The sequence below is a fragment of the Mucilaginibacter gynuensis genome, from assembly GCF_039541195.1.
GTDB classification, from domain to species: domain Bacteria; phylum Bacteroidota; class Bacteroidia; order Sphingobacteriales; family Sphingobacteriaceae; genus Mucilaginibacter; species Mucilaginibacter gynuensis.
This window is the reverse complement of record NZ_BAABFT010000006.1, coordinates 214,605-226,744: the sequence shown is the minus strand read 5'-3', so window position 1 is coordinate 226,744 and position 12,140 is coordinate 214,605. Positions and strand designations below refer to the sequence as shown.

General features: G+C 46.6%; 11 protein-coding genes. 10 read left to right on the top strand and 1 reads right to left on the bottom strand.

Annotated elements, in window-relative coordinates; all coding sequences use genetic code 11:
• Window positions 1-23: 23 nt before the first annotated feature.
• The 3 genes from ABD894_RS13955 (at window position 24) to ABD894_RS13945 (ending at window position 4,099) form a co-directional block, all read left to right on the top strand.
• Window positions 24-512, top strand: a complete 489-nt coding sequence (locus ABD894_RS13955) for a DUF6252 domain-containing protein (protein WP_345211663.1) — start codon at window positions 24-26, stop codon at window positions 510-512.
• A gap of 33 nt (window positions 513-545) precedes the next feature.
• Complete coding sequence (asnS, locus tag ABD894_RS13950) at window positions 546-1,982, top strand: asparagine--tRNA ligase (protein ID WP_345211662.1); 1,437 nt, start codon at window positions 546-548, stop codon at window positions 1,980-1,982.
• Window positions 1,983-2,311: 329 nt separating this feature from the next.
• Window positions 2,312-4,099, top strand: coding sequence for a glycoside hydrolase family 15 protein (locus ABD894_RS13945; protein WP_345211661.1), 1,788 nt, complete (start codon window positions 2,312-2,314; stop codon window positions 4,097-4,099).
• A gap of 213 nt (window positions 4,100-4,312) precedes the next feature.
• On the opposite strand, the gene ABD894_RS13940 is transcribed toward ABD894_RS13945, so the two are convergent.
• Window positions 4,313-6,508: a bifunctional alpha,alpha-trehalose-phosphate synthase (UDP-forming)/trehalose-phosphatase gene (locus ABD894_RS13940; RefSeq protein ID WP_345211660.1), complete on the bottom strand. Its 2,196-nt coding sequence runs from the start codon at window positions 6,506-6,508 to the stop codon at window positions 4,313-4,315.
• Between the two features lie 114 nt (window positions 6,509-6,622).
• Between ABD894_RS13940 and ABD894_RS13935 the strand changes: the two genes are divergently transcribed.
• From ABD894_RS13935 to ABD894_RS13905, 7 genes are all read left to right on the top strand, one after another.
• Complete coding sequence (locus ABD894_RS13935; RefSeq protein ID WP_345211659.1) at window positions 6,623-7,747, top strand: mechanosensitive ion channel family protein; 1,125 nt, start codon at window positions 6,623-6,625, stop codon at window positions 7,745-7,747.
• A 175-nt stretch (window positions 7,748-7,922) separates the two neighbouring features.
• Complete coding sequence (locus tag ABD894_RS13930) at window positions 7,923-8,258, top strand: tRNA-binding protein (protein ID WP_345211658.1); 336 nt, start codon at window positions 7,923-7,925, stop codon at window positions 8,256-8,258.
• Window positions 8,259-8,260: 2 nt separating this feature from the next.
• Entirely contained in the window at window positions 8,261-8,635 is a 375-nt protein-coding gene (locus tag ABD894_RS13925; protein WP_345211657.1) for an SdpI family protein, read from the top strand.
• The gene (locus tag ABD894_RS13920) at window positions 8,635-9,102 is read left to right on the top strand and encodes a nucleoside deaminase (protein ID WP_345211656.1); all 468 of its coding nucleotides are present in this window, start codon (window positions 8,635-8,637) and stop codon (window positions 9,100-9,102) included. Before ABD894_RS13925 ends, ABD894_RS13920 begins: the two co-directional genes overlap by 1 nt.
• A gap of 167 nt (window positions 9,103-9,269) precedes the next feature.
• Window positions 9,270-9,881, top strand: coding sequence for a superoxide dismutase (locus tag ABD894_RS13915; RefSeq protein WP_345211655.1), 612 nt, complete (start codon window positions 9,270-9,272; stop codon window positions 9,879-9,881).
• A 234-nt stretch (window positions 9,882-10,115) separates the two neighbouring features.
• Entirely contained in the window at window positions 10,116-11,120 is a 1,005-nt protein-coding gene (locus tag ABD894_RS13910) for a quinone oxidoreductase family protein (RefSeq protein ID WP_345211654.1), read from the top strand.
• Window positions 11,121-11,124: 4 nt separating this feature from the next.
• A complete protein-coding gene (locus ABD894_RS13905) occupies window positions 11,125-12,138 on the top strand; it encodes a 2Fe-2S iron-sulfur cluster-binding protein (protein ID WP_345211653.1) in 1,014 nt (337 codons plus the stop codon).
• The last annotated feature ends 2 nt before the right edge of the window (window positions 12,139-12,140 follow it).

Below are 12,140 nucleotides of genomic sequence, written 5' to 3'. Positions count from 1 at the left end.
AATTATTAAAAACACCAACCCCAATGAAAAAACCTGTTACCCTGCTATTGCTTTTGGCTACGTTAGCTATTACGGCCTGTAAAAAGGAAAAAAGAGCCTGCTGCGTTTTACCTCCCGGCGCTGAATTTTATTTGGCCGGCAAGCAAGGCGACTCTACCTGGTTTGGAAAGCCGACAGCTGTTTTTTATAATGATTCACTTAACGTGTACGCAGGCCATGGCGAACAGCACATGAATATCCGCATTAAGTTTACCGGTAAAGGAAAATACAGCCTGAATAATACTAATGCCATTTATTATGTTACCGTTGGACAAGATGTAATTGTTGCCAATTATTGGGCTGACAATACAGCCGATAACTGGATAACCGTTACCAATTACGATAAGGCCAATAACATTATAACAGGCGACTTTAATTTGAGCTTTGTACCGGTACGTACACCCATACAGGCTATGTACTCCTTTTATATAAATATTTCAAAAGGGAAATTCAGGGTAGCATTACCTAAATAATTGTATTTTTGCCGCTCGAATAATATAATTTATATGAGCCAGCGAATTAAAATTAAAGCGTTGTTGGAGAGCGATGAAACCAACATTGATGTAACAGTTAAAGGATGGGTACGCACCTTTCGTAATAATCAGTTTATTGCTTTAAATGATGGTTCAACCAATAATAACGTACAAATTGTTGTTGATTTTGAAAATACCGATGCCGCTTTATTAAAACGCATTACCACAGGTGCGGCTTTAAGCGTAACCGGTACGGTAGTGCCATCATTAGGTAAAGGCCAAAAAATTGATATAAAAGCCAAGGAAATTGAAGTACTGGGCGACAGCGACCCGGAGAAATATCCACTGCAACCTAAAAAGCATAGCCTTGAGTTTTTACGCGAAATAGCGCACCTGCGTTTCCGTACCAATACTTTCGGCGCTATTTTCAGGGTGCGTAACAGCTTGTCGTTCGCTATACACCAGTTTTTTCAGGATCGCGGTTTTGTATACCTGCATACTCCGGTTATTACGGCATCGGATGCAGAGGGTGCGGGCGAAACTTTCCACGTGACCAACTTTGATATTGCCAACCCGCCACGTACCGAAAGCGGCGAGGTTGATTACAAGCAGGATTTCTTTGGTCGTGCTACCAACCTAACCGTATCCGGTCAGCTGGAAGGTGAGCTGGGTGCTATGGCCTTGAGTGATATCTACACCTTCGGGCCAACCTTCCGTGCCGAAAATTCAAACACTACCCGCCACTTAGCGGAGTTTTGGATGATTGAGCCGGAAATGGCTTTTGCCGATATTACCGACAACATGAACGTTGCCGAAGACCTGCTGAAATACGTGATCAGCTACGCGCTGGATAAAAACAAGGAGGATATCGAGTTTTTAAGTCAGCGTTTGCAGGAAGAGGATAAACAAAAGCCGCAGAACGAACGCCAGGAAATGACCTTGCTGGAGAAGCTGCAATTTTGTCTTGATAACAACTTTGAGCGCCTTACTTATACCGAGGCTATCGATATATTAAAGGAATCAACCCCGAACAAAAAGAAGAAGTTCCAATACCCTGTTGAAGGCTGGGGAACCGATCTGCAATCGGAACATGAGCGTTATTTGGTAGAGAAACACTTTAAAAAACCGGTGATCCTTACCGACTACCCGAAAGAGATAAAATCGTTCTACATGCGCCAAAACGACGATGGTAAAACCGTCGCCGCTATGGATATCCTTTTCCCGGGCATAGGCGAAATTGTAGGCGGTTCGCAGCGTGAAGAACGTTTAGATAAACTTGAACAACGTATGGACGAGATAGGCATCCCGAAAGATGAGCTATGGTGGTATCTGGATACCCGCAGGTTTGGCGCTTGTCCGCATGCCGGTTTTGGTTTGGGTTTTGAGCGTTTAGTGCTTTTCGTAACCGGCATGGGCAACATCCGCGATGTGATCCCTTTCCCAAGATTCCCTAAGAACGCTGAATTTTAATTCTTTTTGGATTTCACCGATTAAGATAGGGTGATTCTACCGATTTTATCTACTTGTCATTTCGAAACGCAGTGAGAAATCTTCTTCGCTTTGCAGGTCTTCACCTGTATATCGAAGAAGATTTCTCCTCGTACCTCGTTCGAAATGACAATTTACTACCTCTGTGTCCTCCGCGTAAACCTCTGCTAACTCCGCGGTAAAAAACTTCGTGCTCTTCGTGCCACCCTCTGTGAACTTTGTGGTAAAACACACTAAATCACTTCCACCTAAAACAAAAAACACCTCCCATTTGATTTTATAAGCGGTAAGGCAATATGCTGCTACTGCTTATGGAAAAACACACCTATCAAACCGGTCTTATTGGCAATTGCGCTTTTTTGGCCCACGTACATAAAAACACTAATATCGCTTGGCTTTGCTGGCCGCGCTTCGATAGCACCTTCGTTTTCGGCAGTCTGCTGGATACCGAAAAAGGCGGCGAGTTCTCTATCCTCCCCGAAGGAGAATATACCTCGCATCAGTACTACCTCGAAAACACCAATGTAATTTGCACCGAGATCACCTGCGAATCGGGCACGTACCGTATTACCGACTTTGCGCCCCGCTTTTACCAGTACGAGCGCTACTTTAAGCCCCTGATGCTGATTCGTAAAATTGAAGCTATTGAGGGTTTGCCACGCATACGTGTAAAGTGCGAGCCGGTATGCGATTACGGCAGGCGCAAACAAAAGGCCAGACCGGGCAGCAATCACATTGATTACGCAGGTTGCGACGAAACCATGCGCCTTACCACCAACATCCCGGTGAGTTATGTGATAGATGAACAATACTTTCAAATAAGCGAACCTAAGTATTTGTTGCTTTCCTACGGCGATCCGCTGGAAGCGCCGCTGGTAAGTACCGCCGAACGCTTTTTACGTGCCACTACCGAATACTGGCGCTTATGGATCAAGCATTCGGCCATAGCCGGGTATTTCCAAAAATATGTGATCCGCTCGGCCTTGGTTTTAAAAATTCACCAGTTTGAAGATACCGGGGCTATTATAGCCGCCAGTACCACCAGCCTGCCCGAATATGATAAGAGCGAGCGCAACTGGGATTACCGCTACTGCTGGCTGCGCGATACCTATTACGTGCTTACTTCGCTAAACCATATAGGTCATTTTGAGGAAATGGAACGCTATTTTGGCTATGTGGCCGATATATCTTTCTCAGATGGTGAAGATTTTCGTTATCAGCCGCTGTATGGCATTACCGGTAAAAAAGATCTGGTTGAGGTAATTATGGATCACCTTGATGGTTACCTTGGCAACAAACCCGTACGTGTGGGCAACCAGGCTTACGAGCATATCCAGAATGACATTTACGGGCAGGTGCTGATATCGTTGCTGCCACTATATACCGATCACCGTTTTGTATTTACCGAGCGCAAAGATTCGGTACGGTGGATTGAATCGCTATTGGGTAAAATTGAGCGCACCATTGATGAAAAGGATGCCGGGATATGGGAGTTCCGTAACATGGCTAACGTGCATTGTTATAGCAACCTGTTCCAGTGGGCGGGCTGTAATGCGGCAGCTAAAATGGCTTTAACCATAGGCAACCAGGAACTGGTAGACCGCGCCAATTCATTACGCGACCGCGCCGCAGCGCATATTGAAAGCTGTTACGATCCGGAACGGAAGGTGTATACCAATGCGGCCAATAGTCCGCATTTGGATGCCAGTACCTTGCAGCTCATTATGATGAACTACCTCGACCCGGCATCGCAAAAAGCGAAAGACCATTTGGCGGCGTTAGAAAAGGAATTAAAAACCCCGAATGGCCTGTTTTACCGCTATCTGCACGCCGACGATTTTGGCAAACCGAAAACTACGTTCCTGATATGTGCCTTTTGGTATGTAGAAGCCCTTGCCTGCGTAGGCCGCATGGACGATGCCATGCGCGAGTTTGAAAACCTTATGAAATACTGTAACCACCTGCTACTTTTCAGCGAAGATGTTGACGAAGCAACCGGCAGCCAATGGGGTAATTTCCCACAGGCGTATAGCCACGTAGGGTTAATGAACGCGGCTTATCGTATTGCTATAAAATTGGATAGGCCGGTGTTTTTGTAAAAAAGCTTTGACAACTTTTAAAAAGTTGTCAAAGCTGAATGATGCGTAAAAAAAGACATCCGAAGTTTTTAAAACTTCGGATGTCTAAACAGTCATTCAAACAGTCGCTACGGCTACGGCCGAGTGACAGCTATTCCGGGGCGTCCCGCCGCTATCCGTAAAAGAATGAATAGCCACCCAGATCCCGAACCTGAAGCCTCGAACCTGAAACCCTTAAACCCCATCCTGTACAACTGGTGTGCTAAGGCTTTTCAGCAGGTGGCGCACTTCGTGGTAGTTACGCAGGTAGAAGCGGGCTGCAGATATATTGCTGCCTACTTTTACGGTAAGCGAATTGTCGGGCAGGGCCTTGAAGATGTCCTCATCGGTATGGTCGTCGCCGAGGGCCATAATAAAATCATATTCCTTGTTGTGCAGTAATGCCGAAGTGGCTTTGCCTTTATTGATCTCAATATTCTTGATCTCCACCACCTTATTGCCCGGCAACAATTGCAGGCCGCGATCATTAATGAGGTAGCGCAGGTTGTTCATCAGCTCGTTGGTACGTAGCTCACCCAGACCTTTTTCTGTTTTGCGGTAATGCCAAACCAGCGAATAGTTCTTTTCTTCAATAAAGGCACCCGGTGTACGGTCAACATAGGTTTCCAGTACAGGGTAAATATCCTGTTTCCACTGGTCGTTAAGGCCGGGGATATTTTCCCATTGGCCGTTACGCTTTTGCCATGCGCCATGTTCAGCCACCAAATTAAGGTTGGTATGGCCAAACCATTCTTCGAGATTTACATGGCTGCGGCCGCTTACCAGCACAATGTTATTGGCAGGGTCGTCGCTTAGTTCTTCCAGTAATTCGTACAGTTCCTGGTCTGGCATGGCCGAATTGATGTCGTCTTTAAAGCCCACCAGCGTACCGTCGTAATCTAAAAAGATGATGCGTTTGCTTGTTTTGTTGTAGATCTTTTTGATAGCCTGCTCGGTAACATCCGTAATATGGCGCGACCGCATAGATTGCTGCATTTGCTTCACCTCGCGCATGCGCTCCATAAACAGCTTAACCCAGTGCTTAATATTGAACTTTGAAACCACCTGGCGCATCAGGCGCATCCGCCGTTTCTGTTCGTTGAGCGACATGGTAAGCGCCGTTTGCATAGCTTCGGCCATGGAGGCGATGTTACTCGGGTTAACAATTACGGCATCTATCAGCTCTTTTGATGCACCGGCCATTTCACTCAGTACCAATACACCGGTTTCCTGGGTACGGCTGGCAATGTATTCCTTACTCACGAGGTTCATACCATCGCGCATCGGGGTTACCAGGCAAATATCAGCCACATGGTACAATGCCGACAGCGTATTAATGGGGAACGGACGGTAGAAATAATGTACCGGGCTCCAGTCCAGCGTACGGTAGCGGGCGTTAATATCGCCTACCTTGCGGTCAACATTCTGCTTCAGTTCCATGTATTGCGGCACGGTATCCCGCGAGGGCACTACAATCATGTGCAGCACAATTCTGCCAATATATTCGGGATGGGTATCTAACAATAGCTCAAAAGCTTGCAGGCGTTGCAAGATTCCCTTGCTGTAATCAAGCCTGTCTATACTTAAAAATACGCGTTTGTCCTTAAAGGTTTCGCGCAGGTAATTGATCTCACTTACCACCTCGGGGTCGCGGGTTAACGCGCCGTATTTTTCATCGTCAATCCCCATCGGGAACGATTCAACCACCACCGGTCTGTCATCCACCGTAATAATATTTGATGACGAATTTACCGGCAGCAACCTTGTGGCCGCGCTGATAAAGTGGCTGGCATCGTCAAACGTGTGGAAACCGATGAGGTCGGCACCTAAAATACCTTCTATCAACTCACTCCTCCAGGGTATCAGCCTGAACATCTCGAATGACGGGAACGGGATATGCAGGAAAAAACCTATAGATATATCGGGCCTTGTCGCACGTACCAAACCGGGTAATAATAATAACTGGTAATCATGTATCCAAATGGTATCGCCGGGTTCTGCTATCGCGATAACGGCATCGGCAAATTTGCGGTTTACATGCTGGTAGCATTCCCAATCGGCCAGTTTATAGTTGGCGTAGGTTGACGCGTAGTAATGGAATATTGGCCATAAAATTTCGTTTGAAAAGCCTTCATAGTAGCCGGATATCTCGTCGGCTGTTAAAAAAACAGGCCGTAAACTTACTTCGGCCAGCTTTTGTGTTACTTCATTTTGTTTGTCGTCGCCGGCCACTTCTACACCGGGCCAACCCAACCATACATTATCTCCTGATTGATATACCGAACCTAAACCCGTTGCCAATCCTCCTTCACTGGTGGCAACTTTGTATTGCCCATCCTCTTCTGTAACTTTTACCGGTAAACGGTTTGATACAATTATCGTTTTACTCATAGCTTCTTCATCTATATACAGGTAAAAAGGCCAAAAATTGGCGCATAAAACCTGCATTTTAAAATATCAGTAACAATTAAAAGCCATTAAGGTTATATATAAAAGGAAAAAACTATGCGGGATGTATTAGAAAACTGGTCGGGCAATATGCCATCATCGTTATGGAATTTACTAATTACTGTAAGCGCGGTTATACTCGGCCTTATTATCAAGCTGATTTTGAAAGCCTTACTGGCATTCTATAAAAACCGGAATGATTACTCGCTGTTCCGCAGCATTATCACCAACATTGGCCGCCCCATGAATCATTTTGTGCCTTTGCTGATGCTAAATCTGATGCTTCCGCTGATGGATATGCAAAAAAGGTTCTATGTTCCGTTCAGTAAAGGGGTAGAAATAGCGCTTATTATCTCCTTCGCGGTGCTGCTGGTACGCTCCTTCAATGTGTTTGAAGATTACGTGTACCACACCTACGATTTAAACAAGGCCGATAACCTCAAAGAGCGGAAGATCCGCACGCAATTACAGTTTATCCGCAAGGTGATCGTAACCCTTATTGTGTTTATTACTGTAGCGGTAATTTTATTGAGTTTTGATAATGTGCGCAAAATAGGCGCGGGCTTGCTCACTGGTGTAGGTGTGGGCGGTATCATCATCGGTTTCGCGGCACAGCGGTCGCTGGCTAACTTTTTGGCTGGCTTCCAGATCGCCTTTACGCAACCCATCCGTATCGACGATGTGCTGGTGGTTGAAGGCGAATGGGGACGGGTAGAAGATATTACCCTCACCTACGTGGTGCTTAATATATGGGATCAGCGCCGTTTGATACTGCCGATAAACTACTTTATAGAAAAACCCTTCCAAAACTGGACACGTACCACCTCCGAAATACTGGGCACAGTTTTCCTTTATTTTGATTATAGTGTACCCGTAGATGCCCTCCGTACAGAATTTGACCGCCTGCTGGATACCACCCCGCTATGGGATAAGCGCGTTAAAGTAGTACAGGTAACCGATGCCAAAGAACGCACTGTTGAAATACGCGCCCTCATGAGCGCCCGCAACTCATCCCAGGCGTTCGACCTCCGCTGCTACATCCGCGAAAACATGATAAAATTTGTAAAGGATAACTACCCGAATAGCTTGCCGGTAACGAGATTAATAATTGGGGAGGGAGGTTCGGGGGTTGAGGATTCAGTTTCGAGAGATCAGGCTCCGGGTTCGGGGCTTCAGGTTTGAGTTTTGGGGATCAGGTTCCGGGGGCGAGGTTTCGGGTTCGGGTGGAAAACTCCTGTAAAGTTACTTTCAAATCTCTGTGTAACTCCGTGAAAAACTCCGTGCTCTTTGTGGTTAAATAAAAGCGAATATCAAAAAAGAACACCTATTTATCCCCTCACTGCCTACATTTGCCTTTATGGAAACCATAACCTGGAACGATTTTGAAAAGGTTGAACTAAGGGCAGGCACGATACTTGAAGCCCTTGAATATCCCGAAGCACGCAAACCGGCCTATAAAGTAAGGGTTGATTTTGGCGAGTTCGGCATTAAGTGGTCGAGCGCGCAGATCACTAAACATTATACTATTAACGAGTTAGTGGGCAGGCAAATAGCGGGGGTGATCAACTTCCCCAAAAAGCAGATCGGTAAATTCATGTCGGAGTTTTTGGTTACCGGCTTTACCGACGAAAACGGTGACATTGTGCTTACCGCCATTGAAAGACCTGTGCCCAACGGCAGTAAACTGATATAATTATGGAAGCAGAACACTGGTTCATCGGTCCGCAATTGATAGGTTTGATATTTGTGGTAGTAGGTTTTATACAAAAACGTTTCCCGCCGAAGCATATCAATGCCCTGTATGGCTACCGCATGCCCTCGTCCATGAAAAACCAGCAAACCTGGGACGAAGCCAACCGCTACTCTGCCAAATACATGATCAAATGCGGTTTCATTTTACTGATAGCCGGACTGGTTACAGCCATCGTTCTCAGTCTGATACCTATGCACGAAAACCTGCGTACCGGCATTAATGCCATATTAATGATCACCGGGGCAATTGGTTCGTGCGTGCTGCTTTTGGTGTATACAGAAAAACATCTTTCAAAAACTTTTGACCAGCAACCCTGATGCGATATATCAATTTTGAGGGCGAACCAACCATATCGCCCGACGATTTCTTTATGAACGAAGCCCTCCGCGAAGCCAAACTCGCGCTGGCTGAAGACGAGATTCCTATTGGCGCCATTGTGGTTTGCAAGGGGCAGATCATTGGCCGCGGCCATAACCTTACCGAGCGGCTCAACGATGTATCGGCACATGCCGAAATGCAGGCGCTTACCGCAGCAGCCAATTTCATGGGCGGCAAATACCTTAAAGAGTGTACCTTATATGTGACCCTCGAACCCTGTGTAATGTGCGCCGGGGCATCGTACTGGTTCCAGATAGGGAAGATAGTTTTTGGCGCTTATGATACCCGCATGGGTTTCGGCCGCCTCAACCAAAAAATAACCCACCCCAAAACCATCATCACCGGCGGCATCCGCGAAAACGAATGCTCAGAACTGGTGAGGAATTTTTTTAAGAGTAAGAGATAGGTTTTCGTCCATGGTCGATGGTCCATAGTCCATAGCCATTTTCGTTAAACCATGGACTATGGACCATCGACTATCGACTCCCAACTCAAATCATGACATTTATTTAAAACAACAGAACCATTCAACCCTTATATTTGTTAAAACATTAAACTTTAAACTTAACAGTTATGGCTTTTACACTACCGGCGTTACCTTACGCTACTGACGCGCTTGAACCTCATATTGACAAGGAAACCATGGAAATTCACCATGGCAAGCACCATCAGGCTTATGTTACAAACCTGAATAAAGCCCTGGAAGGCAAACCTGAAGCTGATAGCAGCATCGAGGAGATCATCACTAACATTTCTAAATTTCCGCCTGCTGTACGCAACAATGGCGGCGGTCATTATAACCACTCCCTGTTCTGGACGCTTTTAGCACCAAACGCAGGCGGCGAGCCTACAGGCGCTTTGGCCGATGCTATAACAAGCACTTTCGGTTCATTTGCCGAGTTCAAAACTAAAGTATCTGACGCGGGCGCTACCCGTTTCGGTTCGGGCTGGGCATGGCTTATTGTAACTGCTGATAAAAAATTAGCCGTTACTTCAACCCCTAACCAGGATAACCCTTTAATGGATATCGCCGAAGTAAAAGGTACTCCAATTTTAGGTATTGATGTTTGGGAACATGCTTACTACCTGAAATACCAAAACCGTCGTCCTGATTATTTAGCGGCCATCTGGAGCGTGATCAACTGGACTAAAGTTTCTGAACTGTACGCTAAAGCGACTGCATAAGCATAACAGCAAAGTATAATTAAAGCGGCAGGATGTGTGAACATTCTGCCGCTTTTTTGTTTATTTAGCTTATGCTAGGCTTCACCGTTGGTGTTAGATAATACAATAAACACATCGGCGTCATTGCGAGCGATAGCGAAGCAATCTCTTTAGGACAGGTCGCGGAAATGCATGGCCGGAATTGCTTAAGGAGATTGCTTCGTTCCTCGCAATGACGCTTCATTACCATATAAAATGAAAGCAATAATTTTAGAAGGCCCCGATAAACCGCTGGTATTAAAAGAAGTGCCTACTCCTGCACCCAAAGCGGGCGAAGTACTGGTTCAGCTCAAGGCATCATCATTAAACCGCCGCGACTGGTGGATAACGCAGGGCAAATACGCCAATATTTCGTACCCGGCTATTTTGGGTACCGATGGCGCGGGCATTGTTACCGAAGTTGGCGAGGGTGTTGATCACGACTGGGTGGGTAAAGAGGTAGTACTCTATCCCGGCTATAACTGGGGCAACAGCGAAGAATACCAGGCCAACGAGTTTACGGCCATTGGCTTACCACCTTACAATGGCACCTTTGCCGAATACATTACCGCGCCGGTTGAGCACCTGCAATTTAAACCCCTGCATTTGAGCTTTGAGCAAACTGCTTCGTTGCCTGTTGCCGCGCTGACTGCTTACCGGGCTTTATTTGTAAAGGCCCGCATTAAAAAAGGCGATACCGTATTGGTTACCGGTGTAGGCGGCGGAGCGGGTACTTTCGCGCTGCAATTTGCCGTGGCCATGGGTTGCCGGGTGTTTGTAACCTCGGGTTCGGGCGAAAAAATTGAGAGGGCAAGGCATTTAGGCGCGGCCGCAGGTGTAAATTACAAGGCACAGGACTGGGCCGAGCAGCTAAAGCAGCTTTCGGGCGGGTTTGACATTATAATTGACAGCGCCATGGGCGATGGTTTTGCCAAGTTTTTAGATGTAATAAAACCCGGCGGACGAATCGTTTTCTTCGGCGGCACGGCGGGTGGTAATTTACCAGAACTGAATGGTCGTAAGATATTTTGGAGGCACATCAGTATATTGGGCACCATGATGGGTAGTCCGGCAGATTTTGGGGCGATGCTGGCCTTTGTTAACGAGCATAAGCTGGAGCCGGTAGTAGATGAAGTATTCCCGCTGGCTGATGCCGAAATCGCTATTCGCCGTATGGATCATTCGCCGCAGTTTGGTAAACTCGTACTAAGGCATTCATAATTATATGCACTACATACAATTACGGGTTGAAGCCATAAAACACGAAACGGCTGATACCTCTACTTTTTATTTACGCGAAGCATCGGGCCGACGGATCGATTACCAGGCCGGGCAGTTCATTACGCTGGTATTTAATCACCATGCCGAGGAGATCAGGCGGTCGTATTCGCTCAGCTCATCGCCCGATGAAGAGTTGTTGGCTATTACTGTTAAGCGTATTCCTAACGGTGAGATTTCCCGCTTTTTATATGCCCACATAAAAGTTGGCGATATACTGAATGCAGTAGCCCCCGCAGGCCGTTTTGTAATCAGCGATTATGAAGCGAAAAAGGATATTTTGATATTCGCGGCCGGGAGCGGCATAACACCTGTGTTCGCGCAGCTTAAATATATACTCAATCGCCCAGGCGAAAGCAATATAACCTTAATATACAGCAGCATTACCGGCGATAATGTGATATTTAAAGCCGAGTTAGATGAACTGGCGATAGCGCACCCGCAAAGGTTCAGGCTGTTGCACCTGCTTAGCAGCGATGCCAACAGGCTCAACAATATCCGAGTTGAGCAAATGGTGAAACGCTATACCCTGAATGGTATGCTCAATGCCGATTTTTACCTGTGCGGCCCATTCGCATACATGCGCATGGTAAGGACGACGCTTATTTACATGGGCATTGAACCGCTGCGGATACGTAAGGAGAACTTTGTGATTGATACCGTGGCCGTAGCCAGCCCCGTACTAAACTACGCGCCACGCAAGGTTACCATCAACATAAAAGGCGAGCATTACGATATTATAGCCGGCGAAAACCAGTCGATACTGCAAGCAGCGTTGCAAAACAATATCTTTTTATCTTACAGTTGCAGGGCCGGCGTATGCTCGGCATGTGCTGTACGCTGTACCGGTGGCAAGGTTGAAATGGCCCGTAATGATGTACTTACCGAACAGGATATAGCAGCAGGATGGATACTTACCTGCACCGGCCACCCGGTTACCGATGTGGTGATTGAAGGGTAATA